Annotated in this window: 22 protein-coding genes and 1 pseudogene; 12 read left to right on the forward strand and 11 right to left on the reverse strand. The window is 62.8% G+C overall.

Going from position 1 to position 23,229, the window contains the following annotated elements:
• Positions 1 to 316: 316 nt before the first annotated feature.
• Positions 317 to 1,420 carry a hypothetical protein gene (locus IVB28_RS08765; protein ID WP_247525673.1) on the forward strand — a complete coding sequence of 368 codons (1,104 nt, stop codon included), beginning with the start codon at positions 317 to 319 and terminating at the stop codon, positions 1,418 to 1,420.
• A gap of 188 nt (positions 1,421 to 1,608) precedes the next feature.
• On the opposite strand, the gene IVB28_RS08770 is transcribed toward IVB28_RS08765, so the two are convergent.
• Positions 1,609 to 2,091 carry a nucleoside deaminase gene (locus IVB28_RS08770; protein WP_247525674.1) on the reverse strand — a complete coding sequence of 161 codons (483 nt, stop codon included), beginning with the start codon at positions 2,089 to 2,091 and terminating at the stop codon, positions 1,609 to 1,611.
• A 657-nt stretch (positions 2,092 to 2,748) separates the two neighbouring features.
• Complete coding sequence (locus tag IVB28_RS08775) at positions 2,749 to 2,970, reverse strand: hypothetical protein (RefSeq protein ID WP_247525675.1); 222 nt, start codon at positions 2,968 to 2,970, stop codon at positions 2,749 to 2,751.
• A gap of 339 nt (positions 2,971 to 3,309) precedes the next feature.
• On the opposite strand from IVB28_RS08775, the gene IVB28_RS08780 reads away from it, so the two are divergent.
• Positions 3,310 to 3,492 carry a hypothetical protein gene (locus tag IVB28_RS08780; protein ID WP_247525676.1) on the forward strand — a complete coding sequence of 61 codons (183 nt, stop codon included), beginning with the start codon at positions 3,310 to 3,312 and terminating at the stop codon, positions 3,490 to 3,492.
• Positions 3,493 to 3,522: 30 nt separating this feature from the next.
• Here IVB28_RS08780 and IVB28_RS08785 read toward each other — a convergent pair whose 3' ends face one another.
• The gene (locus IVB28_RS08785) at positions 3,523 to 4,902 is read right to left on the reverse strand and encodes a VWA domain-containing protein (protein WP_247525677.1); all 1,380 of its coding nucleotides are present in this window, start codon (positions 4,900 to 4,902) and stop codon (positions 3,523 to 3,525) included.
• A 5-nt stretch (positions 4,903 to 4,907) separates the two neighbouring features.
• On the reverse strand, positions 4,908 to 5,855 hold the full coding sequence (locus IVB28_RS08790) for a MoxR family ATPase (protein ID WP_247525678.1): 948 nt from the start codon (positions 5,853 to 5,855) through the stop codon (positions 4,908 to 4,910).
• A gap of 277 nt (positions 5,856 to 6,132) precedes the next feature.
• On the opposite strand from IVB28_RS08790, the gene IVB28_RS08795 reads away from it, so the two are divergent.
• Complete coding sequence (locus IVB28_RS08795; RefSeq protein ID WP_247525679.1) at positions 6,133 to 7,107, forward strand: quinone oxidoreductase; 975 nt, start codon at positions 6,133 to 6,135, stop codon at positions 7,105 to 7,107.
• 39 nt (positions 7,108 to 7,146) lie between these two features.
• Here IVB28_RS08795 and IVB28_RS08800 read toward each other — a convergent pair whose 3' ends face one another.
• Both IVB28_RS08800 and IVB28_RS08805 read right to left on the reverse strand, forming a co-directional pair.
• Complete coding sequence (locus IVB28_RS08800; RefSeq protein WP_247525680.1) at positions 7,147 to 7,422, reverse strand: hypothetical protein; 276 nt, start codon at positions 7,420 to 7,422, stop codon at positions 7,147 to 7,149.
• A 110-nt stretch (positions 7,423 to 7,532) separates the two neighbouring features.
• On the reverse strand, positions 7,533 to 8,141 hold the full coding sequence (locus IVB28_RS08805; protein WP_247525681.1) for a S24 family peptidase: 609 nt from the start codon (positions 8,139 to 8,141) through the stop codon (positions 7,533 to 7,535).
• A gap of 163 nt (positions 8,142 to 8,304) precedes the next feature.
• Here IVB28_RS08805 and IVB28_RS08810 point away from each other — a divergent pair, with 163 nt between their 5' ends.
• A complete protein-coding gene (locus IVB28_RS08810; protein ID WP_247525682.1) occupies positions 8,305 to 8,835 on the forward strand; it encodes a GcrA family cell cycle regulator in 531 nt (176 codons plus the stop codon).
• Between the two features lie 45 nt (positions 8,836 to 8,880).
• The gene (locus tag IVB28_RS08815) at positions 8,881 to 9,456 is read left to right on the forward strand and encodes a hypothetical protein (protein ID WP_247525683.1); all 576 of its coding nucleotides are present in this window, start codon (positions 8,881 to 8,883) and stop codon (positions 9,454 to 9,456) included.
• Between the two features lie 146 nt (positions 9,457 to 9,602).
• Here IVB28_RS08815 and IVB28_RS08820 read toward each other — a convergent pair whose 3' ends face one another.
• A complete protein-coding gene (locus IVB28_RS08820; RefSeq protein ID WP_247525684.1) occupies positions 9,603 to 9,959 on the reverse strand; it encodes a hypothetical protein in 357 nt (118 codons plus the stop codon).
• 600 nt (positions 9,960 to 10,559) lie between these two features.
• Here IVB28_RS08820 and IVB28_RS08825 point away from each other — a divergent pair.
• Both IVB28_RS08825 and IVB28_RS08830 read left to right on the forward strand, forming a co-directional pair.
• Positions 10,560 to 10,745 (forward strand): hypothetical protein, encoded by a 186-nt coding sequence (locus IVB28_RS08825; RefSeq protein ID WP_247525685.1) that lies wholly within the window; start codon positions 10,560 to 10,562, stop codon positions 10,743 to 10,745.
• Between the two features lie 155 nt (positions 10,746 to 10,900).
• Positions 10,901 to 11,242, forward strand: coding sequence for a phasin (locus tag IVB28_RS08830; RefSeq protein ID WP_094972645.1), 342 nt, complete (start codon positions 10,901 to 10,903; stop codon positions 11,240 to 11,242).
• Between the two features lie 234 nt (positions 11,243 to 11,476).
• On the opposite strand, the pseudogene IVB28_RS08835 reads toward IVB28_RS08830, so the two are convergent.
• Positions 11,477 to 11,725, reverse strand: a pseudogene (locus IVB28_RS08835) (cytochrome c).
• Between the two features lie 207 nt (positions 11,726 to 11,932).
• A complete protein-coding gene (locus IVB28_RS08840) occupies positions 11,933 to 13,729 on the reverse strand; it encodes a POTRA domain-containing protein (RefSeq protein ID WP_247525686.1) in 1,797 nt (598 codons plus the stop codon).
• A gap of 130 nt (positions 13,730 to 13,859) precedes the next feature.
• Between IVB28_RS08840 and IVB28_RS08845 the strand changes: the two genes are divergently transcribed.
• Positions 13,860 to 15,152 carry a FecR domain-containing protein gene (locus IVB28_RS08845; protein ID WP_247525687.1) on the forward strand — a complete coding sequence of 431 codons (1,293 nt, stop codon included), beginning with the start codon at positions 13,860 to 13,862 and terminating at the stop codon, positions 15,150 to 15,152.
• Positions 15,153 to 15,214: 62 nt separating this feature from the next.
• The gene (locus IVB28_RS08850; protein ID WP_247525688.1) at positions 15,215 to 17,956 is read left to right on the forward strand and encodes an EAL domain-containing protein; all 2,742 of its coding nucleotides are present in this window, start codon (positions 15,215 to 15,217) and stop codon (positions 17,954 to 17,956) included.
• Positions 17,957 to 17,970: 14 nt separating this feature from the next.
• Here IVB28_RS08850 and IVB28_RS08855 read toward each other — a convergent pair whose 3' ends face one another.
• Positions 17,971 to 18,231, reverse strand: a complete 261-nt coding sequence (locus IVB28_RS08855; RefSeq protein ID WP_247525689.1) for a hypothetical protein — start codon at positions 18,229 to 18,231, stop codon at positions 17,971 to 17,973.
• Positions 18,232 to 18,492: 261 nt separating this feature from the next.
• On the opposite strand from IVB28_RS08855, the gene rocF reads away from it, so the two are divergent.
• Together rocF and IVB28_RS08865 are read left to right on the forward strand one after the other, a co-directional pair.
• Complete coding sequence (gene rocF / locus IVB28_RS08860) at positions 18,493 to 19,470, forward strand: arginase (RefSeq protein WP_247525690.1); 978 nt, start codon at positions 18,493 to 18,495, stop codon at positions 19,468 to 19,470.
• A gap of 224 nt (positions 19,471 to 19,694) precedes the next feature.
• Positions 19,695 to 20,033, forward strand: coding sequence for a hypothetical protein (locus IVB28_RS08865; protein ID WP_247525691.1), 339 nt, complete (start codon positions 19,695 to 19,697; stop codon positions 20,031 to 20,033).
• Positions 20,034 to 20,222: 189 nt separating this feature from the next.
• On the opposite strand, the gene IVB28_RS08870 is transcribed toward IVB28_RS08865, so the two are convergent.
• Entirely contained in the window at positions 20,223 to 20,642 is a 420-nt protein-coding gene (locus IVB28_RS08870; RefSeq protein ID WP_247525692.1) for a hypothetical protein, read from the reverse strand.
• Between the two features lie 2,380 nt (positions 20,643 to 23,022).
• On the opposite strand from IVB28_RS08870, the gene IVB28_RS08875 reads away from it, so the two are divergent.
• Positions 23,023 to 23,229 (forward strand): hypothetical protein, encoded by a 207-nt coding sequence (locus IVB28_RS08875; protein ID WP_247525693.1) that lies wholly within the window; start codon positions 23,023 to 23,025, stop codon positions 23,227 to 23,229.

The following is a 23,229-nucleotide window of genomic DNA, read 5'->3' on the forward strand; positions in this document are numbered from 1 at the left end:
ACGTGAAGTTGAGCAATCCTGCGTCGGTCTCTCCATGCCTGAGGACCGCGGCCGCGACAAGCGTTCCGGCCCGGCCGTACATCGGGCAGAGGTCCGAAAATCCGAACAAAAACAATCGGGAATGTTCGGCAACGCGATCCTGCCGTGCGGGCTCGCAGCGTGTGCAATCTTGGCAGTGTCCGGCGATGAATCGCCGCGTGCTGCCGAAGCAAGCGGCACGTCATGTGAAAAGTTGAGGCTTCTCACTTCGGGAGATCGGCGCAAGTGTCGCACCCAAGCGCGTTCACTGACGTGTCCAAACTCGGGGGTATTCAGGATGTGGTTTCGTTACACGGCAATGGCAGCAGCGGCGCTGTCACTTGCTACGCTGGCCACCGGTGGTCAGGCTCACGCGGCGGATCTGCCGGTCAAGGCGGCCAAGAAGGCGCCCGACCTTCCGTTTTTCCTGGTGATCGATAACCGCGTCACGTTCTCGTACATCTTCAGCGCGTCGCAGCCGGGCGCGTGGTCGTTCCGGCCGGATGGGTCGATCGACAGCAAGACCACCAAGCAGGTCTATTCGTTCACGCATTTTGACGCGTGGGCGTACGGCACGAACTTCTTCACCATCTCGATGTTCAAGTCGGATCACAATGACCCGGCCGGGCCCTGCAGCAACGCGGGCACGATCTTCGGCGCGCCGGCATCGTGCGCCGGGGCAACGGAAATCTATGGCCTGTTCCGCTCGACGTTCGGCTGGAATGAGCTCTTCAACACCAAAGCCTTCAGTGCAGGGCCGCTGCACAACATCTCGTTCGAGGTCGGCATGGATGCCAATACCGAGAACAGGTATTTCGGTGCCGCAAAGCGCGACGTCGTCGGCGGTCTGCAGTTTGCGTTCGATCTGCCCTACAAGGGTTACGTCAACGTCGCGCCGCTGGTGTACTGGGAGTTTGCCAACCACAACTCATTCAGCCAGTGCGGCCTGTTCGGTCCGGGTGTTCCCGGCGTCACGTGTCTTGCAGATGGCAATACGTCGTTCAGGCCAACCTGGGCCGTCGAAGTCAATTACTACATGGACCTCGGCTTCCTGCCGCCGAACATGCAGTATTTCTCGGTCAGCGGGCGCGCCGGCTGGTACGGCAAGAAGGGCACCGACACCGAGCCGCTTCCCTACAGCCCGGCGAACGGCGTCTACAACACAGCGGTGGAGCTGAATTCGGAGCCGATCCGCCTGACCTTCGACGCCTCGAAAGCCGCCTGGGGTGACAAGTACTCCCACTTCGTGGACGTCTGGGTTGCCTACCGCTACTGGCAGAACAAGTTCGGTCTCGATCACAACCTCGCCGTCGGCTGTACCACGGCCGTCGGTGGCCGGACGGTGAGCACCGGGGCCTGCACCGAATCCTCGCTCTATTCCGGTATCACCGTGAAGTTCTGAGCGGTTGAGGCCTCGAAGGTTTGGATGGTGCCACGTAGAAATGCGCGGCGCCATTCGCGCTTACCAAGAGTGCGCTCGTACGGGGGGCAAAGCGAAGCGTGCCCACCATCTTCTGCGGTGTTGGGATAGATGGTGGGCACGGCGCAAGCGCGCTTTTGCCCACCCTACGGTAGCGGTTGTTCAACCATCTACTTCGTCCACACGCCCTCGTGCAGCGCTTCGGCTTCCTCTTCGAGCAGCGGCCCGACCACCTCGGTCGGCCGCTGTCCGCCGGCAAAGACCTCGCGGCAGGGCAGGTCGAGGGTCGGGTTCTCCGGATGGTTGCCAGTGACGCCGCGCAGGCGATGCTCGCTGAGGCCGTAGACCACGCGGCCGATGCCGGCCCAGTAAATCGCGCCGGCGCACATCGCACAGGGCTCGGCCGAGGAATAGAGCGTCGCCCTCGCCAGCACCTCGCGGCTGAGTGTGCGGCAGGCATGGGTGGCCGCGAGACGTTCGGCATGCGCGGTGCCGTCACGATCCGGCATGTAGCCGTTCTCGGCCTCGATCAGCACCTTGTCGTCCGCGACGAGGATGCAGCCGAACGGATGATTGCCATGGGTAAGGGAGCGGCGCGCAACCGCAAAGGACAGGCGCAGAAAGTGTTCGTCGCGTTCCGATGCGCCGGCCATCAATCCTCCGCGGTCAGTGTTCCGCTGTGCGCCGACCAACTTCGGCGAGATCGGCCTCGCTGGTCGTGCTTCATGCACGAATTCGGCGTTGAACGTACCACCGGCGCTGAGCAGGTTGAAAGTGCCTCGCCGGGGGCCGGCAAGTCATCTGGGAGAAATACGAATCAGGCAAGCTGGATGGCGGCCGCACCATCGGAGTTGCTCTAGCCCAGATATGAATAAGTGTTATCTCATTGCCTCAAATCGCGGAAACCGATTCTACCACGGTGTGGCTGCGACGTTTTTCGCCAACGTCGTCCATGGGGTCAATTTTCTCGGATCGTCTATCAGCAGGGCTATCGCATTGGTATTTGTCACGAGCTGAGTGCCCGCCTCGTCCTTCGAGACGACCGCTTCGCGGTCTCCTCAGGATGAGGCTAAGCAGCACTGAGCCCGTTGAAACTGCTGCCGCACACTCGGTCCTCGTCCTCAGGGCCCGCCATCGGCGGGCGTCTCGAAGGATCGCGGCAGAGAAAGCGCTCCCTTATGCGATAGCCCTGCGCCCATCAGGGAGCTCCTCTTGGCCCACGTTCAACGTCGAATTCGCGGATCGCATGCCAGGACTCATGCGTGTCCGCCGAGAGCGGAGGACCCGCGGTTAGTTGTCATGCATTGGTGTCACGCCGCGAGATCCAGCAGCCGGCACGATCCACGCACCAGCACCTTGCGGCCGGCTGGTGTCATCGCAGGCACGCCGTCATTGATGACGACCAAGCCGAGTTCGACGAGGCTTGCGACAGGATAGGGCTTCGAGAGGCAACCGTTCGCCGGCGGGTTGCGCAGTGTGCGCAGAGCTTCCCATTGATCCGGCGCAAGTTCGAAATCGAAATCGTTGCTCATGTTGCCTCAAGTAGTAGTGCCGATGGCGCCTCTGTTAGCGGCGCTGCATGAAGACCGTGCGACGACAATGAGTCGGGAATTCGGTGAGCTGTTTAGAGCTTCTCTCACAAATTGCCGCACTTCGTTGCGACACGAGGAGCTAGACCGCTCAATCGCAAACTGCGCCCCGAAGCTCGATCACTAATTGATGATCCGCAGTTGATGCTGCGCTGCAAGTTACCGCAGCGCATGGGAAGTATCGCTGTCCATTCTGCGATATGCCTGGGAATCACGAGGCGAGCAGCCGGGATTCTGTTAGGTTGATTCGGGGGATGACTTCACACGGCGGGAGTGGAGTGCATGAACAGGCTGGTCGAAATTCGCAGTCAGGAATCCCTGTGCCGGGAGCGTGCCGCGCTCGATTTTGAGCGCCGGATTTTCTGGCTCGCGCAAGCCCAGGAATGGGAGCAGCGCGCGCTCGACGAAATTGCCTATCACTTCCGGGAGTGTAACGTCGGCCATGCGGAGCTTGCGCGAAACTGACGTTTCGCAACTGAGTTGGCCGAGCGAGACCTACCGATAAGTCGCCACGATGTCGGACACGGCGCGCTCGAGCTGTTGCGCCGTGGCGCATTGACGTACGACGCTGCAAAAGGTCGCGTAGCGCGGCATCTCGGAATCGCCAAAGCCCCAGGCGAGGCGTCCTTCGGGATTGAGCCAGACCAGCCGCTTCGAGCGTTCGGAGATGCGGCGCAGGATGTCAGCACGCGGGTCCAGATTGTTGCTGCGGGCATCGCCGAGCACGATCACCGTCGTCTGCGGCGTCAGTGCGCTCATGAAGTCCTTCTCGAAATCGGCCAGCGAAGAGCCGTAGTCGGACGAGCCGAAGCCGACCTTCGACATGATCTCGGCCATCGCCTCTTCCGGCGAGTTCTTCTCCAGGATCTCGCTGACCTCGATCGTGTGCGAGGAGAAGGCGAAGGAGCGGACGTCGTCGACCACCTCGTGCAGCGAATGGATCAGGAGCAGGAAGAAATCGGAGACCTGCGCGACCGACCCGGAGACGTCGCAGAGCGCTACGATCTTCGGCCGGTCGCGATGCTTGCGCTTCCATGCGGTCAGGAAGGGCACGCCGCCCCAGGCCGCATTGCGGCGGAGCGTGCGGCGGACCTCGAGATGGCCGCGGCGCTGGCGCTTGCGCGGCTTCGAATAGCGCTCGCGCAGGCGGCGCGCGATCTGGCGGATGAGGGCGCGCATCTCGGCGACTTGGCGACGCTCGATGCGGGCGAGCGGCGCGTTGCGCAGGATCTCGTTCCGGAGATTTTCGGCTTCCTCGCGGGCGTAGAGCGCAAGCCCCTGGGAGACCGTGTCGCGCACCGCCTCACGCAAGGCATCGAGCGTGGCGCGCAGACGCTCGGCCAGTGCCGGATTGGTCGCGGTCAGATCATCGAGATCGTCGCGCAGGCGCTGGAGGCCCATGGCATCGAGAATGCGGCTGGAGAAGATGCCGCGCTGGGTGGAGTAGCGGATATCTGACAGGGAGGTAGCCCCGGAGGCGCTGGCGATGGCGGCTGCGATCGCGTTGCGGTCCTGCGACAGCAGCATCTGCGCAAGCTGACCCAACTCCTCGGGAGGCTGACCTTCGCCCGCTTCGCTGGCCGAGCCGGAGGAGGGCGACTGATCCGAATCCTGCGAGGCGTTCTCGTCGCTGTCGGCCTCGGGCTGATGCTGCCGCGGCTCCGGCTGGCTGAAGAACAGGTCAAAACAGTCGGCGAGTGCAAGCTTCTCGTCCTGGGATTTGGCGAGCGTGAGCAGCAGTGAATCGCGCAGGATGGCCCGGTCGGAAAAGCCGACCTGCTTGACCGCACGCATCGCATCGATGCTCTCCGCAGGCGAGACGTGGACACCGACGCCCCGGGCTGCTCGAAAGAAACGATGGAGATTCTCGCGCATCGGCGTTAACCGAAGACGTTGGACCGTGCCGCCTTGGCAATGAAGGTCGTCACCTGCGGCCTTGCTGCCTCGATGTCGGCTTCGTATTTCAGGAGCACGTTGAGCGTGTCCTTCACCATATCGGTGTCGAGCTCCGTGGCCTGGAGCAGCACCAGCACGCGCGCCCAGTCGATGGTCTCACTGACCGAGGGCAGCTTCTTTAGATCCAGCGAGCGGATCTCGTGGATGAATCCGACCATCTGCCGGCGCAGCGTCTGCGAGACGCCGGGCACGCGGCTTTCGACGATGCGCTCCTCGAGCCGCTGCTCGGGGAAGCCGATATGCAGATGCAGGCACCGGCGCTTCAAGGCGTCGCCGAGGTCGCGCTCGCTGTTGGAGGTGAGGATCACGGTCGGCGGCGTGATTGCGGAGACGGTGCCGAGCTCGGGGATCGTGACCTGGAAGTCGGACAGGATTTCCAGCAGCAGCGACTCGAACTCCGCGTCCGACTTGTCGATCTCGTCGATCAGGAGCACACAGCCGCCCGACTGCTCCAGCGCCTGGAGCAGGGGGCGCGGCTCGACGAACTCCTTGGAGAAGAACACGTCGCCGAAATCGTGGAGTTGGCCGAGCGCGGCCTGCAGCGTCTGCGCGCCGCCCAAGACTTCGCCGAGCTTGTCCTTGAGGATCTGGGTGTAGAGAAGCTGCTTGGCGTATTTCCACTCGTAGAGCGCCTTGGCCTCGTCGAGGCCCTCGTAGCATTGCAGGCGGATCATCTTCATGCCGCGCCAGGCCGCAATCGCCTTGGCGAGCTCGGTCTTGCCGACGCCCGCGGGGCCCTCGACCAGGATCGGCTTCTCGATCTGCTGCGACAAATAGACGGCGGTCGCGATCTGGCGGCTCGCGATATAGCCCTGCGCGGCGAGGCCGCTCTCCACTGCCTCGATCGAGGTCGAGGCCTTCTGTTCAGCCACGAAAGGGCGCTCCCAAAGGTCTAGTTTGAGGCTTGTTCTGCCTGCGTTCCCGACAAAGAACAAGCCTCGTTTGGGAGGCATCAGACCCGCGTGAACGGCGTTTTTCCGCTTAGCGCAAATAATTGCGCGGTTCGCCGTTCGCGCAATCAGTGCCGAAGCAGCTCCCGCTCGCCGTGACATTCTTGAGACGTGCCGTACTGTAACGGGCGGACTGAATGCCTATCTGCGGCCAGTCCGGCTGTTCGGATTCTCACCCAACGATAAGGGAGCAATGCCCATGACGCATGCCATTCGTTTTCACAAGACCGGCGGTCCGGAAGTCCTGGTCTGGGAGGAGGTCAGCGTCGGCAAGCCCGGACCGGGCGAGGCGCGCATCCGCCACACCGCCGTCGGCCTCAACTTCGTCGACATCTACAACCGCTCGGGCCTGTACCCGGCGCAACTGCCGAGCGGGCTCGGCAGCGAGGCGGCCGGAATCGTCGAGGAGGTCGGCCCAGATGTCACCGATCTGAAGCCGGGCGATCGTGTCGCTTATGGCGCCTCGCCGCTCGGGGCCTATTCCGAGGCGCGGCTGATCCCTGCGGACCGCCTGTTGAAGCTGCCCGACGGCGTCGACGACAAGACCGCGGCGGCGATGATGCTCAAGGGCCTCACCACACAATATCTGATCCGGCAGACCTATCGGGTAAAGGCCGGCGATACCATCCTGCTGCATGCCGCGGCCGGCGGCGTCGGTCTGATCCTGGGCCAGTGGGCCAAGCACCTCGGTGCGACCGTAATCGGCACTGTCGGCAACGACGAGAAGGCCAAGCTTGCCAAGGCGCATGGCTGCGACCACGTCATCATCTACACGCGCGAGGATTTCGTGAAGCGGGTCGACGAGATCACCGGCGGCAAGAAGGTCCCCGTGGTCTACGATTCCGTCGGCAAGGACACGTTCCTGAAATCGCTCGACTGCCTCGCGCCGCTCGGCGTCGCTGCGCTGTTCGGTGCGTCCTCTGGCGCGGTCGAACCGCTCAATCTCGGTCTGCTCGCGCAAAAAGGCTCGCTCTACGTCACTCGCCCGACGCTGTTCACCTACGCCGCCAAGCGCGAAAATCTGGTCGCGATGGCGAACGAACTGTTCGACGTCGTCAAGTCCGGTGCGGTCAAGATCGAGGTGCACCAGACCTATCTGTTGAAGGATGCCGCAAAGGCGCATGCCGATCTCGCCGCACGCAAGACCACGGGGTCGACCGTGCTTCTGGTGTAATGCCCGGCCGGGGCGGTGGCGCAGGCTTTCCGGCCTGCGTCACGTCCGTTCGTGCTTGCGCAGATCGCGGATATGATCGAGGCGGGATGCCTCGAGATCGAGATCTTCGGGCGGAATGTCTGGCAGGGCGGCCTCGGTCAGGATGGCCTCGGTGACGTCCTCGACCGAATCCTCCGCTATTTCGTGGATGAACGAGACATTCCGGTATTCACCCGAGGCGACGCGGGAGACGACCTCACGTCTCGTGATCTCAGGGTCGACGACCGCCTCGCGGCCCCGCCGTCCATAGTCGATCATCACGACGAAATACTGCATGAAAACGACCCCGCCGCGTCCCGTTTACGGGCGCGCGGCAGAGTATTTCTGAAAAACGGAAGTAAGTCAAGATCGACTTCTAAAAAGTCGAAATCCGCCGGCCGGGGCCTTCACTTCCCCTTCTTGCGGGGGCGCGCCGACTTCGCGCGCAGCCGCTCCAGTTGCCCTTTGGGCATGGACAGGCAGATCTCCCCGACCCATTCCAGCTTCACGCCGACGATCGGCTTGGCATTGAAGCTGTTGAGATTGACGACGGACGGGCTTTTCCCACGCTCGATCGTCTTCAAATAGCGTTCGCCGGTCTTGAGTCGGACCACAGCCTCTTCGCCGTAGAAGCTCGACAGCGGATGGCGCTGGTCCTTGTAGACCACGATCACGTCCCCGCTCTCGTATTTGGGCAGCATTGAATCGCCCACGATCTCGAATGCGACGGTCTCTTCCATGATCGGAAAGGGCAGCGTGATGTCGCCCAGCCCCTCCGGCGGAACCTGCTCGTAATCCGGCTCGATCACGGCACCGGCGCCGACGCGGCCCATGATCGGCGCAAGATTGAGCTCGAGGTATTCCATGATCGGAATGATCTCAGAAGCCTTCACCAGGCGCTCGCCGCCGAGGATCTCCGAGACCGCGCCGGGCCGCACGCCCATGGCCGCCGCCAAGCCGCCCTTGCTCTTGCCTGTTTTCTCCAGGCCTCGCTCGATCATTGCAACGTCCAACATGGTGATTCCCTCATTGCGCATCGTTCTGCTCTTGTAATCCGAAATTCGGAATAATTGCAATTATGAATATCAGAATTACCGCTTGACTCGGGCTTCGGAATACCGGAATGTGCGTTTCGCCTCCGGTCAGGCGGTCGGAAGAGGCGCATCACAGGACAGCAACATGGAACCGGGTCATTGGCCGTCGGAGCACTCCGACGCGCTTCGCGACTATTTTCGCAAGGGCATGTCTTACGCAGAGATCGGACGACAGATTAACGCTAGGTTTGGAACGGCTTACACCCGCAATGCAGTGATCGGCCGCGCCAAGCGGCTTGGACTCGTGATACCGGAATGGATAGCGAGCCCGTCGATCGCGCCGTATTTGCCGGGTGAGATCCCGGTTTCGCCGCGCCGCGCGGTGTTACCGAACCTGAATCTGCCGCCGAAGTCCGCAATGAAGCCTGCGGCGCCGGTGAAGTTGCGCTGCGTCGGCGTTCAGCCGCGCCTGGTCAAACTGGTTGAACTCGAGCCGGCCGACTGCCGCTATCCCTATGGGGGCGACAAGGAGGGGGAGGAGATCGCCTTCTGTGGGCATCCCTGCGAGCCGGGCTCCAGCTATTGCGCGCCGCATGCGCGCCTGACGCGCCGCTCTGGTGCTGCGTCCGCCGGCGTCCCCGGTCCGATCGTGCTGAGGCTGGTCTCGGCTGCCTGAGTTCGTGGTTCCCCGTTCCATCGATAATTCGCAAGGAGTATCCGAGTGGCTCGTGTCCGACGCAATAAGTCCTACAAATTGACGCAGATCTACGACCGGCGGTCCCGCGAGGTGCCGTTCAATGCCGAAGTGGCGGAGGTCGAGGTCGACAATCCGCTGGCGCTCGATGCCGGCGAGAAGATCGTGGCCATCCGGTCGATCCGTGGCGATCCCCTCGGCCGCCTGCACGCACACCACCAGATCGACGAGGCGCAATACCGCGGCGGTCGAGCCTTCCAGAACGATTGGGAGAGGGCGGAGCGGGGTCCTCAGGCGATGGACCCGACCCGGGAATATGTCGATGGCGCGCGCACGCGTGAGCCCATCACCGAGAGCCAGCGCCAGGCGGTTTTGCGGCTGAACCGGGTCGAGCGCGAACTCGGCACCGACGGCGCCGCGCTGGTGCACGACGTGCTGATACTGGGCCTGACCATGGATCAGATCGGGGAGCGTCGCGCCGTCCGGACGCAGCGCTGGAACGATTATTTTGCGCGGCGTTTTCGCGAATGTCTGGACCGGCTGGCGCTGCTCTACGGCTTTGCGACGGAAGCGGGGACGCAACGGGCAGAGCGACGCAGATGAATGCGGCACGCCAGCGGCCTCGGCTGCGGCGTGCCGGTCTATTGCCTAAAGCGCGATGCGATTAGGATGAATCGCCATCGCGTTTTAGGTTGTTGTTTGAGCATGACCTTTTCGGAAAACCGCTGCGCACTTTTCCGGAACATGCTTTAGGGATGCGGTACGATCTGGTAAGGCGTCGTGTAGGGCTCGACGCGGAGCGAGGCGTTGGCCAGAAGCCCGATCTTGGCGGTCGGTGTCTGCTGCAATTCGCCGTTCGGGCCGCGATGCACGTTATATTGCCAGACCGTGAGATCGCCCTTCTGCGCCAGCGCGTGCGCAACCGCGCTCGCATCGTTGCCGCCGATTCCCTGAAGTTCCTCCGTCGATAGCCCGACGACGATTTCGTCCTTGATGGTGATGATCTTGAACAGGTTCATCTTGGTCTCCTGGGCCCCGGCGCCTTGTATCGAGAGGATGAACAGCGCGGCCGCGGCGCCCTTGATGAGATCACAGCGAGAAAGCATGCCGTCGTCCTTTGGTGCTGACGCGCGCCCGAATCGAAGTCTTCAGCCATGGCGCCGTGGTCTGCGTGGCCGTGTCGCAACGGCTTGGTCGTTCGATCATGGACAACGGTTCATCGGGGAAAACATTTCCGGCCGAGGCGGCGGCCGCGCCGAGTCAGGACGCCGGAGATCCGCTGCGAGATCAATCTTCATGTCGCCGCGGATACAACCGCCGAAGTCGGACTCGGAAAGCCGCTCATCGCAGCCAACGTCCGTTCATATCGGAAACACGCCGAAACGTTGCGCCGATTGACGGCGGCAGGGGCTCCGTGCGTGATTGATGCCGCTTGTTGACACAGGTGGGTGACGGCGCTCGATATTCCTGTTATCCGGAATTTGCCGTGGTGCGATGCCGACGAAGCATCGCTACAGCTATTGTTGGACTTGCCGGATTGGTTGTTCTTTGGCATAAATGCAACCCATTGGTTTCGGATATGTCGTTCGACGTGCCAACCGGTCGGGGCCATCCGTCGAGAGTTCGTAGGGTCCAGTTGTGGTGTCTTGTCGTGGCGTTCGGTGCTTGAGTGGATCACGAAGGCCGATGCTTGTCATAGGTGCGAGATGAAAAACCTCAGTTTCGCGGCTGAACTGCACCTCAAGCTCGGCGCGCCCGCAAGCGGCACGGTCGAAAGTCTGCGCCTGCTCCGTGCATTCCTGAAGCTCGCACCTCGACAGCGTTTCGAGGTCATCAAGCTGGTCGAAGACCTCGCCACCGAAGAAGCCCTTCCCGAGCACCCCTTGTCCTGAGCTTTGCTGCGCGCCGGCCCCTACGCCGTCTCCTTCGTTTTCCCGCGACATTTTCTTGCCGGAGTCGGGCCGCCGGCGACGTTTCCCCGAGGCTGGCGCTGGAAGGCGATCCGGCAAGTGTGGTATTCAGTTGGGAAGATGGGAGGAGTGCGACCATGATCGAACCGAAGCTCGAAGTTCCGGCCGAACTGCGCGACCTGGCCGAGAAGACGATTGACCAGGCGGAAAAAGCATTCGGCATGTTTTTCGAAGCCGCCACAAAATCGATGTCGTCCGTTCCAGGCGCGGGGACGGAGGTGTCGAAGCAGGCGCTGGTTTTCACCGAGCAAAACATGAAGTCGGCCTTCGAGCATGCGCGCAAGCTGGTTCATGCCACCGACCTCCAGGAAGCGATGCGGATCCAGTCCGATTTCCTGCGCAGCCAGTTCACCAGCGCCGGAGATCACATGCGCCAGATGACCGGCAGTCTCATGCAACCGGGCAAGGGCAAGTCCTGATTCTCGGCTTGTGCACAGCGTGCCCACAAATTGAACTTGCATGGCGTGGCGATCCGCACTTCGATGCTGGTGCGGATCCATGCCGGGCCACCGAATGACCTCATTCGCCGTCTGGCATTCCTTCTGCTGATCCCTGTCGGTCCTCCGGCAGGGATTTGCATTTGTGGCAGATGTGGTGCTCGGCGCGCTACCGGTTCACTTGCGCCAACGCGGCCCTTCGGGTCGGATCGTGCTCTAACGCAGCGATGCGATGTAGGCCGCGATGTCGCCGGCTTCGGTCCGGCTCAAGGGCATTCGGCATCTTCGGGTGTGGATCGAGCAGGAAGAAGGCGAGCCTCTCCGGATTGAGTCCTGCCTGCGCGGAACGGAGGCAAAGGAGGAGACGTCGGCACTCGCCTGGGTCTGGCCGTTCGCAATGACATGGCAGCTTGCGCACCAACGTTTGGCGAGGTAGGCACCGGGATCATCGGCTGACGAGGAAATACTCCCCGACGCCGAGAACGCAAAGAAACGCTAGGATTGAAAACACCCTTTTCATGGTGTGGTCTCAAATCACGTTCGGCTGAACAGGGCCATTGCGAACTCCCGGATCGAGCGATCGTGAGCAGGTCACGGGGTTAAATTTAGGCAAGTCCGTAAGCTAGGCCGCAAGGGCTGCATGCCGGGGGACCACTCCGAACGGCAGGGCGGCTAGAGACAGCCGGCTTTGGCTCGTTCAGGGCAGAGCCGGAATGCGCTCGACAGCGTGAACAGGAAGCGGGGACTGCGGCGCTCGTTGTCCGGTGCCCGGTAGCTCAAGGGCACGGCCACGCCGAGATCGGCCTGGAAATCGTGTGGCAGGAAGAAGCGCACACCGGCTCCGGCCGATGTGAGCGACAGGCCCTGGCTCAGGCGGTACCCGTGGTTCCAGACGGCGCCGGCGTCGCCAAAGGCGTAGAGCTGATAGCCAGTCCAGTAGCGGAAATTGAGCTTCTGGTCGAAGCGCAGTTCGAGCGAGCCGGCAAGGCCGTTGTCGCCGCTGATCTCGGCTGCGCCATAGCCCCGGCCGAAGGCCGCGCCGCCGAGATAGAACTGCTGCGAGGTGAACAGCGGCCGCGACGCTGTCTGGCTCGCCGCGGAGAGCTTGAGCGACCAGGCATCGTTGAGGGTCTGGTAGCGCGTGAACCAGAGATTCAGCACCGAGAAGTTCGACGAGGCGCCGTCGCGGGACAACAGAGCGTCGTCGAAATGGGACGCGCCGAAGACGTCGAGGGCCTGGCGGTAGGTCAGCGTCGCAAGGTTGGTGCCGCCGAAGCTATCCTGAAGCCGGTAGTCGGCGGTCAGGCTCGCCGTCCTGATGTGATCGTTGTACCATGGGCCGTAAAGGTCGTGCTCGGATACGTTGCTGAAGCTCGTCGCCGCTGTCAGGGTCAGGGTGGAGGATTGCGACTGCAACGGGACAATGCTGGCGCGCAGCTCGAAGGCCTCAGTCGTCGTGACGTCGCTGTCGAGGCGGCGGGCATCGCCCGGGCGGACCGCGCTGTAGAGAACGGAGGCACCGAGGCGTACGCCGTCGACGCCGACGGGCGTGTCATAGGACAGCCGCGCAAAGCCGAGCTGGCGCGGATCGTTCGCGATGGTCGACAGGTTGACTGCCAGCGTGTCTCCGGGCGCGAGATAGGAGTTGAACGCGCCGGTCGCGTAGGTCTGCCACGGGCCGACCGATGACGATCCGAGATTGTCCACGCCGAACGAGGAGAAGACGTGCCAGGTCTTCAAATGGACTGTGAGGCGGAAGCGGCCGGACGCGCCGCCGATTTCCTCGAGCGCGGTATCGGTGATCCGGACGCCCGGCCTGCCATTGATGAGGAAGAGCTGGCGTTCGAGCGTCGGCAGGCGCGACGGCTGCTCGGCCAGAACCGGCCCGAGCATCGGCCTGACGCCGAATTGCTCGGCGCCGTCGCCTTTCAGCTCGACCTGCACGATGGCGCCTTCGATCACCTGGATCCGGACCCGGCCGTCGGCAATGTCCTGCGGCGGCACGATGGCCCGGCTCAGATGGAAGCCGTCGGCGCGGTAGAGGTCGCTGATCGTGCCTGCGATCCCGGCGAGATCCGCCTGCGAGACCTTCCTGCCGAGATACGGCTGATAGGCCGCGGCAATGCGATCGGGGGAGACGGCGTGGGCGCCGCTGATGTTGACGCCGCGCAGCACGAATTGCGGCGTGGTATCGCCGCCGGTGTTGGGCTGGCCGGCCGTCGGCAGCCTGACCGGCGGTCGGTTCAATGTTTCTCGTTCGGTTTGGTTTTCAAAGTATTTCTCGGGCTGGCGGGGATCGAAACCCGGCTGGTTCGCCTGTTGTGCGAACGCCTGGGAAGCTCCCGCAAAAATCGGTGCCAACAGCGCCAGGGCGGTAAGGAGATGCCGTCTCTCAACGCGCGCAGCGAATCTTTCCCCGTAGTTTGACGGAGAAATTGCTACGGGGCGGAAAGGGTTCATTGGCCGCATGATTTTTCATAGATTTTTATGGTCAATGATTGGTTAAAGCGGCCGCTTGGTTGGCCGCTACCCGCTAATTCTCTCTTGAGTGATTTCGATTATCCCTCTGATCTGGCTCTAACGCGGACTGAGGATCGTCATGCTCGGCAGAATTGGAATGCGGTGCGCCTTCGCGGCGGCACTGATCCTGGGAACGGCTTCCGGTGCATCCGCTGCGGCGGATGGTGTCTGGTCGGTCAGCAAGGCCACCGGTGAGGTGTGGATCGCGACCGACGGGGCGCAACAGGTCTCGCTGAGCCAGGAAGAGACACTCAAGCCTGGCAATACCATTCGCACCGGACGCAACGGCCGGGTGCTGCTCGTCCGCGGCGAGGAAACGATGCTGATCTCTCCCAACTCCGTGGTCGGCTTGCCGGCGGAGAAGAAGGACGGGCTCTCGACCACCATCATCCAGCAGGCGGGTTCGATCCTGCTCGAAGTCGAGAAGCGCAACGTCAAGCATTTCGAGGTCGAGACGCCCTATCTCGCCGCCGTGGTCAAGGGAACGAAATTCACTGTCACCGTGGGGGCAGGCAGCACCAAGGTCGGCGTTGTCCGCGGCCAGGTCGAAGTCGCCGACTTCAGGACGGGACAGATTGCCCAGGTCATGCCGGACCAGGCGGCCACCGTCTTCGAGCGTGGCAAAGCCGGTATCAGCCTGAGTGGCGCGGGGACGTTCAACCCGATCGAGCACGGCAAGCCGCGCGCTCCCACCATCGAGCGCATTCCTGTCCCGAAGTCGGGATTGTCCGCACCGCGCAACGCCGCGAACGGCCATGCGATTCACGCGCTTGGTCCGACCGACAAGGGGACCAAGGCGGCGGGCGCGCCGAAGCAGGCACACCAGGCGGCCGGAGCTCACACCCTCAAGGGTGGCGGCAGCGCTAAGGCCGGCGTCGTGCGCATCTCCAGCTCGCTCGGCGAGGTCAAGCTGAATGTCCACAAGGCCACGCGCGGGCTCGCCCACGGCGTCGATGCTCCCGGTCAAGTGCGCAGGGCGAACGCGAGCACTGAAAGCCAGACGGTCTGGAGCGACGGCAAGACCAACCCGACGGCGTCCAACAGCTCCATCCAGACCGCGGTGACGACCAGCGGAGGCGCGACGGCCGGCAACAGCGCGTCGAGTGCAGGTGCGGCGGTCGCTGCAGCAACAGCGGGCGCATCGAGCGACAGCCCCGGCGCTAACAACGGAAATGGCGGCGGCAACGGCAACAACGGCAATAACGGCAATAACGGCAACAACGGTAATAGCGGCAACAACGGCAATAGCGGTAACAACGGCAACGGCAACAGCGGTGCCACCGGCAACGGCAAGGGCAACAACGGCAACGGCAATGGCAATGGCGGCGGCAATGGCAGCAACGGCCATGGCGTTGCCCACGGCCGGCACTGAGGCGGCTTTCTCGGGGACCGAAGGGGGCGCGCCCGTTGAAGCGGGCGCGCGGGAGGATCGGAGTGAAACGTTATCGGCCGCATATCCTCGTCGCGATCGCGCTTGCGATCGTGCTGTCCACGGGATGGCATGGTGCGCTTCGCAACGCGCTGACCGATCTGCGGTTCGCCTGGCAATCGCGTGCTGCCAGCGGCAATGTCATCGTCGTGGGCATCGACGCACCGTCCATCGATCAGATGGGGGTGTGGCCCTGGCCGCGCCGGCTGCACGCGGAGCTGCTGCACAGGCTCGAGGCCGCGGGTGCGGCGGACATTGCATTCGATGTCGATTTCAGCACGCCGTCGGATCCGGCATCCGACGAAGCCTTCCTCAAGGCCCTCCGCGAGGTCGGGGGATCGACGATCCTGCCGTCCTTCAAGCAGCCGACGCCGAACGGTGGCGCGGCACACGTCAATCGCCCGCTGAAGCCGTTCGGTAACCAGTCCTGGCCCGCCCTCGTGAACGTCGCAATCGAGTCCGACGGGCTCGTTCGCCGCTATCCGTTTGGAGAACGGCTCGGCGATGCCTTGATGCCGTCGATGGCGGTCGTGCTGGCTGGGCAGAACGCCAATCGGCGGCCGCCGTTTCTGATCGATTTCAGCATTCGTGCAACCTCCATCCCGAGCGTCTCCTATGTCGACGTGCTGCGCGGCGATAGCGCGACGCTCGACAGACTGAGGGACAAGAAGATCATCGTCGGCGCCACCGCGCTCGAGCTCGGTGACCGCTTCAGCGTTCCCAATGGCAAGATCGTCTCGGGGCCGGTCCTGCAGGCGCTGGCCGCCGAATCGATCCTTCAGGGCCGGATGCTGCGCTGGACGTCCGATGGCGGCATGGTCCTGGGCCTGGGTGTGATCTGCCTGATGATGATGTATTCATGGCGCCGCGTCGCGCCAGGAATTCGCGTCGCTGTCCTTATCGCGTCCGGGGCGGGCGTCGAACTGGTCGCAGCCATCGTCCAGACAAGATGGCCCTTCATCATCGACACATCGCTGTTCCACATTGCGATCGTCGCCTATCTGACCGCGATCGCGCTGGACGAGATCGATTTCCGTGGTCTCCTGGGACGCATCGCCGAGAGCCGCTTTCACCGCATCGCGATGTCGCTTGGCGACGGCCTCGTCTGCACCGACGAGGATCACCGGATCACGGTCTGGAATCCCGGCGCGAGTGCGATCTTCGGCTTCACGCCGGCCGAGATGATCGGCCGCCCGTTCGAAACGCTGTGCGCGGTGGCGGTGGACGGCAAAGAAAGATCGTCCATGCACGACGCCGCGCGCCAGGCGCTGCTGGTCCCGGGCGGGGCGGTCGTGGTCGAGTTCGAGGGCCGGCGCAAGAACGGCGAAACCTTCTCCGTCGAGGCGAGCTTCTCGGGCTGGCAGGGAGCGGACGGCTTTCAGTACGGCGCGATCCTGCGCGACATCTCGGTGCGCAAACGCGAGGCTGAACGCGTCAAATATCTTGCCGAACATGACGTGCTGACCGGTCTTGCCAATCGCAGCACGTTGCATGCCGGGCTGGCCGGCATGATTGCAGATGCGGAGCGACGGCCTCGCGAGGTCGCGTTGCTCGTGATCGGGCTCGACGGCTTCCAGCAAATCAACGACATGCTCGGGCATTCAGCCGGTGACCACGTGCTGCGGGCGGTCGCCGAGCGTCTCCGGATCCAAGTCGATGGCAAGGCGATCGTCGCGCGGCTCAGCGGCGACGAATTCGCCGTCGCGCTCGATGGTGCAAAGGCCGGCGAGCCGATCGCGGCGTTCGCCGAGCGGATCGCGCAGGCGTTCGAAGCGCCGCTTGCGACGGGCACGCGGCAGCACCGCGTCAGGATCAGCATCGGAGTTGCCGTCTATCCTGAAGGTGGACACAACGCTGACGATCTCCTGAGCAACGGCCATCTCGCGCTGAGCCGTGCCAAGGCGACGCGGCGGGGCAGCCACGTGCTGTTCGAGGCTGCGATCCGGCAGGAGCTGGAGAACCGGCTGACGCTGGAGAGCGAGCTGGCGCTTGCCGCAGATCGCGGTGAGTTCGAGCTGTTTTACCAGCCCCAGGTTCGTCTGATCGACGGCAGCCTGGTCGGGGCCGAGGCGCTCATCCGATGGCGGCATCCCGTGCGCGGCTACGTCTCGCCCGCGGAGTTCATGCCGGTGGTCAACAGCTCGGCGCTCTCCGATCGGGTCGCGGGCTGGGTGATGGAGACCGCCTGCCGTCAGGCGCGTGACTGGGAGCTGTCCGGCAACGGCGTGCGCGTTGCGATCAACCTCTCGCCCTCGCAGCTTCACTCCGGCGATCTCGCGCATGCGGTTGCGGCGCTGCTCGATGCGACGGGGCTCTCGCCCTCGCTGCTCGAGATCGAGGTCACCGAAGACATCCTGCTCCATGATGAAAGCCGCGTGCTCGACATGTTCAAGCGGATTCAGCAGCTGGGCGTCCGCGTCCTGTTCGACGATTTCGGCACCGGCTATGCAAGCCTGAGCTATCTGAAGAAGTTTCCGCTCGACGGGCTCAAGATCGACCGGTCGTTCGTGTTCGGTCTGCTCGCCAATTCCGACGATGCCGCGATCGTCGGCTCGACCATCGGGCTCAGCAAGCAGCTTGGCCTCACGGTCGTGGCTGAAGGCATTGAGGACCGCGCAACCGCCGACTTCCTGGTCGGCATGGGATGCGAGGAAGGGCAGGGATATTTCTTCGGCCGTCCGATGCCTGCGGAAGCATTCGAAAAGCAATTCCTGGCTGCCGAGCTCGAAGCTGTCAGCGCTGCCTGACCAGGGTGGCGTCGCTATCGCCGCCGCGCGATTGCCATGCCGAAAAGGAAGGCGACAAACAGGCTGGCGAGCGGCGCTTCGCGCGTGATCGCCGAGACCGTCGCCAGGGCTCCGCCGGGCTTGCGCGATTCCTCGATTGTAGAGGTTAGACGGTCGACCGCTGCGTGCAGGCCCCCGGCGACTTCACCGATCGTGCGGGAGACATCGGCTGCCGTATCGATGGCACGCTCGGTCACGCCGGGCTGCGAAGTGGACTGCGGTATCTCGGTGCTCAACTGCGCGACCTCCAAGCCGGATGGCGGAGGCCGACACCTTTGGCTATCCGCGCGAGCGCTCGTTCTGAACAGCGGGTCTGATGACCTTTGGCTATCCGCGAGAGGCGCCGTGGTTGACGGCGGGTGCCGGCCCTGGATGAGCAATTCAGCGCGTGAGCTTTTGTTCCCAGGTGATCCGCCGACAGCGGAGGTACCCGGGAAACGACGGGGGCGAATCTCTGTTAGGCTTGCTCAACCTTGTTGACGCAGGAGGCGGCAGCCGTGACCGATCGAGGCATGACGGATCGCGCCCGGCGCATCGCCCTGCTCGGTGCTCCCATCGACATGGGGGCCTCGCAGCGCGGCACCTTGATGGGCCCTGCGGCGCTGCGTACCGCTGGCCTTGCGACACTGCTCGAAAGCCTGGATTTCGAGGTCGTCGACTACGGCGATCTTTCCGTGGCCGAGATCCGGGACCTCGCCGACAGGCCGCCGGAAAGAGCCAATCACTACCGGGAGATCCAGCGCTGGACGCGTGTTCTGAGCCAACGAGGCCATGAGATCGCGAAAACCGGTGCGCTACCGATCTTCCTCGGCGGCGATCACACGCTGTCCATGGGATCGGTCAACGCCATGGCGCGCCATTGGCAGGAGCGTGGACGGGAGCTGTTCGTGCTCTGGCTCGACGCCCATGCCGACTACAACACGCCGGAGACCACGATCACCGCGAACATGCATGGCATGTCGGCCGCGTTCCTGTGCGGCGAACCCGGCCTCGACGGTCTGCTTGGCGAGGATCCGCGCGCTTCGATCGGCCCTGACAGGCTCGATCTGTTCGGCGCGCGTTCGATCGACAAGCTCGAAAAGGAGCTGATGCGCGCGCGTCGGATCAGGGTCGTCGACATGCGCCAGATCGACGAGTTCGGCGTCGCCGTGTTGATCCGGCGCGTCATCGAGCGGGTCAAGGCGAGCAACGGCGTCCTGCACGTCAGCTTCGATGTCGATTTCCTCGACCCATCGGTGGCGCCGGGGGTCGGCACCACAGTGCCGGGCGGTGCGACCTACCGCGAGGCACATCTGATCATGGAGCTGTTGCACGATTCCGGTGCGGTCGGATCCGTCGACATCGTCGAGCTCAATCCCTTTCTGGACGAACGCGGTCGGACGGCGCGCACGGCCGTCGAGCTGATCGGCAGCCTGTTCGGCCAGCAGATCACCGACCGGCCGACGCCGAGCAACGCGATCGCTCCGGGCGAGTGAAGAGACCATCTCTATCAAAGTCGATCCGAGTGACGAACTCAGTGACGATGGGCCCAGACCGAGCGACAAGCACCCAAGGGTGACCCCAGTGGCCCAGCTCCCCGATGCCGCGAATATCCGCGAGCTGGGCCTTTTTTTCCATCGCAACCGGGGTACCGACGCGGCCGGAACTTTGCCGCTGCATCATCGTTTCCGGTGCTCAGGCGCGAATGTAGGCGGAAGCCATGAAATGGATGCTTGTGGTCCTCGTCGGTGGCGTCGCGCCCGTCAATACTGATCTCGTCTTCGACAAGTTCAGCGACTGCCTGTCCGCGGAGGAGCAGATGCGGCAGCACTACTCTGATGCGTTCGATGCCTGGGACCGTTTGGCCGCGACAAGAATCGAGCGGCGTCGTGACTATAAGAAGGCCCGCGATCTCGAGGCGAAGAGATTGCTGAGCAATGTCGGCACCTGTGTGCCACATGGCGGGGGAGATCTTGCTGCGCCGGCGGAGCAGCCCAAGCCGCCGGCCGCACCCTCGCAGCAACCTGCTGCGCCGTCGCAGCCGGCGCCACGAACTTAGCACAGCATGGGACCCAAGCGGCGGCCGAGTGGTGTCGCGGTTATTGGCCGCTGCCGGTTAGGTGAGACGCCGACACGACTTTCGACCGGTAGGATTTCTCCTTCGCGGCGGATGAGCGAACGCCGCGCCTGACCCGAATAAGGCCGCGCTCATTCGGAGCGCGGCCGCCTTGACGGTGACGAGCGAAGCCTACCAGTGGTGATGATGCCAGCGGTGCCGCACGACTGGATAGGATCCGCGGTAATAGGCATAGGCGGGGCGCACGACGCGGCGATAGCGGTAACCGTAGGAAACCGGCTGCGTGTAATAGGTGGCTGTGGTGTACCCGCCGCCCCAGCGATATGGCGCATCGTAGTCGTAGGCGTAGGGGCCGCCGTAGTAGCCGGCGCCATAGTAACCGGCGTAGCCTGGACCGTAGCCGGAGTAGCCATAGCCGGGGCCCCAACCATACGCCGAGGAGGCAAGCCCGCCGATCACGGCACCGGCGACAAGGCCGCCGGCAATGCCCGGACCCCAGCCTCGCCAATGGGCTTCAGCCGGAGACGTCGCAGCGATCGAACTCAAACCAAGAGCGCCGGCCATCAGAGCCGACATTGCGATTTTCTTCATCGAGATACCCTTTCACATCGCACTTCTTCTGCCCCGGCAACAACGGGAAAAATAGGCAATGGTTGCTAGCTGAAGGATCCTGCGAGGCATTAGGGCGTGTACTCATAAATTCCGGCCAGCCCGCGGGGGCCCGTGCCCGCTAGTTCTTCAACACCGGACATGGCTAGTTCGCCCTGGTTAGGCCGCTAAGGGCCAACAGGAGACATCCCCAGCCTGGTATTGTATGCTGGAGCTGCAACGAAGGTGGCCTTCGGGATAGAACAAGCACTCATGTTTGCGTTGTTTGTAATTGTCGTGTGGCTTGCTGTGCTCTGGATACCGCCGTGGATTGTCTTGCATCGTAATCGCGCTGTCTTTGGCCAAGGCTTGAGAGCGGTGTGGCGCATCTGGATCGCTCAGGTATTCATCGCCTCCGCCCTTATCTTTGTGGCAGATAGGGCAGGCTTGCTCAATCCGGCAGGCTACACGCTCGGAATCTGTCTCTTAGTTGGATTGGTAGGTGCTTTCGTCCTAAATCGCTCTAAAGCAAACTGGCCATTCCCATCATCAAAATAGCCTCGATAGGTCAGCGACAACGGCGGCGGCTCGTCGGATGTCTCCTTTGGGTCAAAACGCGAAGAACTCAGGTTGAGCAAATCTGGTCCGCTCTGGCTCAACGAGCGGACTTCCAATCGCCGAAGCGCAACTTCGCAGATGGGCCATCAGCGGACATCGCAAGCGTGGCGTGGTATAGCCAATTCGCACCAATTGCTGCGATAAAGAAGATGCCACGCCCACTCACCTCCAACGAGCGAGACCTAGTTGCCTTTATTCTGGGGCACTCTTCACCTTTGCATGGTCATTTTGGCCTCGTAGAAGAAATGGACGACGGTGGGATGGGTAGTCTTCGCTTTGTCGGTAGCGCAGACCGCCGTTTGGGCAAATGCATTGGCGAAGCCGAATTCGATGACGCAGATGGAGTGACCGTCTCAGTCGCGCTCAATGTTGATCAGCGAGGAGAATTGTTTGAGCTCGATCTTTGGAAGGTGGACTTTTCGCCACTACAACGCATCGCGGCTCTAGCTGAACTTCGCCCCGCAGCGGGTCGCCACGGAACGTCAGTCTGAGCGAACCTCAAAGCTGTTAAAATTCAGCTCGACGCAAGTCCGCTTCGGGTCAAAGGCGGCGGTCCGCATCGGAGACAACTACTTCTGCTCTGCCCCCGACTCCAGACCTGCCGTTGCAGTGCGCCAAACGACGCGACGGGCCAATAGGCGACATCTGAATAAGGAGGCCGCGAAGTGAAGGCGGCCTTACTGCTTCTCTGAAGAACGATGCAGCCACAGATAAAGGAACGGTCCCAACACAAGAAGGTCCAGTAGCATCCCGCCGAGATAGGCCGAACCTTTGAAATAAATCGCAATGGGCACGCTAGCAGCTATAGCGGCAAACATGGCGGCTCGCTCCCACGTTGTCGGTAGAGGTGGTTGCGACCCGATGGGCAGTTGATGATGTATCGGACTGGCCGCATCGTTCAAGTCTGACCGTACTCCCGGTGGAGGGTCAGGAAGCACGCTTCTCAGTTCGCGAGACTCGGTCATGCAGTCCCATCTTAGTCGATTGGGCAAGCTGCCGATTTCAAATGTTTGTAAGCCCGATCAAAAATAGTCACGAGCGCTCAGTCCCTATCCGGTTCGCCCCGGCGATTGCACTCGCGCACGGATATGTCGAGCGGCAGGCCTCTCCAGCGCAAAATGCCGGCCGAAACAAGCATCGAGAGACCGGCTGCGAGCATGCACTCAGAGAGAACTCCGCTGGCGGGCATCCCTCGCCAAAGCAGGACCGGAATGAGGCCAAGCACAGCCAATACCGCAGTGTTCAGAACCATCGGTAGTCCATTCATCGAACGGCCTCAGTTCGGCAGTTGTGCAACAACTATGGCACAATCTCGAGCAAGCTCTCCATCCGCAAGCCAGCCGCTTACCCTGCGCTCGCAGTCAGCTTCGGGTCCATAATGCGAAGAACTCAAGCCGAGCAAATCTCGTCCGCTCTGCCGCAGCGAGCGGCCTCGGTCAGCCGACGCGCAACTTCGCTGATGGGCCAACACGAGACGTCAGTGCGTCAGTTTTGAGGAGCATAAATGTCGCACCTCCCTTTTGCGATGCCGTGAATAACAAAGTTGATGGCGTCTTGACGGGTCATGCCCTGTTCACCGAGAAGCCGTGCCGCCGGGGCTCTCCGTCCTCGGCGAATATCGCGACAAGAAGAGCGCCACCGAGAGCGCAGCATAAAAATCGCCCTACGGGACGTCATCCGTTCGACTAAAGTTACCGGGAAAAAGTGGAAACATTCACGAGTGCCTGGAGTTGGCAGCGATGAATTGGTGCCCGGAGAAAGCATCGTGGACGACGCCGTCTTGAAGACTGCCACTGAGACTGCCTGGACGGTGTACCGGGCGCGGCATCCCGATGTCGAGGTATCCGACAGTCGACGATGCCTGCTGGAACGCCATTTGGTCAGGAGAAGGGAAGAGCGCGAGAGCGATGCCGAAGAACTCGCCAGCTTCGGGATAGCCTATCTGCATCGGCTTTCCAGCGACGAATGTTGA

This window comes from Bradyrhizobium sp. 199 (genome assembly GCF_023073355.1).
Lineage (GTDB): Bacteria > Pseudomonadota > Alphaproteobacteria > Rhizobiales > Xanthobacteraceae > Bradyrhizobium.

Excerpts from the sequence above, each read along its gene's own strand:
- IVB28_RS08770 (WP_247525674.1), bottom strand. The coding sequence starts at position 2,091 with ATGGCCGGCGCATCGGAACGCGACGAACACTTTCTGCGCCTGTCCTTT.
- IVB28_RS08805 (WP_247525681.1), bottom strand. The coding sequence starts at position 8,141 with ATGTTGGACGTTGCAATGATCGAGCGAGGCCTGGAGAAAACAGGCAAG.
- IVB28_RS08870 (WP_247525692.1), bottom strand. The coding sequence starts at position 20,642 with ATGAAGAAAATCGCAATGTCGGCTCTGATGGCCGGCGCTCTTGGTTTG.
- IVB28_RS08765 (WP_247525673.1), top strand. The coding sequence starts at position 317 with ATGTGGTTTCGTTACACGGCAATGGCAGCAGCGGCGCTGTCACTTGCT.
- IVB28_RS08800 (WP_247525680.1), bottom strand. The coding sequence starts at position 7,422 with ATGCAGTATTTCGTCGTGATGATCGACTATGGACGGCGGGGCCGCGAG.
- IVB28_RS08865 (WP_247525691.1), top strand. The coding sequence starts at position 19,695 with ATGAAATGGATGCTTGTGGTCCTCGTCGGTGGCGTCGCGCCCGTCAAT.
- IVB28_RS08840 (WP_247525686.1), bottom strand. The coding sequence starts at position 13,729 with ATGCGGCCAATGAACCCTTTCCGCCCCGTAGCAATTTCTCCGTCAAAC.
- IVB28_RS08825 (WP_247525685.1), top strand. The coding sequence starts at position 10,560 with ATGAAAAACCTCAGTTTCGCGGCTGAACTGCACCTCAAGCTCGGCGCG.
- IVB28_RS08820 (WP_247525684.1), bottom strand. The coding sequence starts at position 9,959 with ATGCTTTCTCGCTGTGATCTCATCAAGGGCGCCGCGGCCGCGCTGTTC.
- IVB28_RS08830 (WP_094972645.1), top strand. The coding sequence starts at position 10,901 with ATGATCGAACCGAAGCTCGAAGTTCCGGCCGAACTGCGCGACCTGGCC.
- IVB28_RS08775 (WP_247525675.1), bottom strand. The coding sequence starts at position 2,970 with ATGAGCAACGATTTCGATTTCGAACTTGCGCCGGATCAATGGGAAGCT.
- IVB28_RS08780 (WP_247525676.1), top strand. The coding sequence starts at position 3,310 with ATGAACAGGCTGGTCGAAATTCGCAGTCAGGAATCCCTGTGCCGGGAG.
- IVB28_RS08810 (WP_247525682.1), top strand. The coding sequence starts at position 8,305 with ATGGAACCGGGTCATTGGCCGTCGGAGCACTCCGACGCGCTTCGCGAC.
- IVB28_RS08785 (WP_247525677.1), bottom strand. The coding sequence starts at position 4,902 with ATGCGCGAGAATCTCCATCGTTTCTTTCGAGCAGCCCGGGGCGTCGGT.
- IVB28_RS08845 (WP_247525687.1), top strand. The coding sequence starts at position 13,860 with ATGCTCGGCAGAATTGGAATGCGGTGCGCCTTCGCGGCGGCACTGATC.
- IVB28_RS08795 (WP_247525679.1), top strand. The coding sequence starts at position 6,133 with ATGACGCATGCCATTCGTTTTCACAAGACCGGCGGTCCGGAAGTCCTG.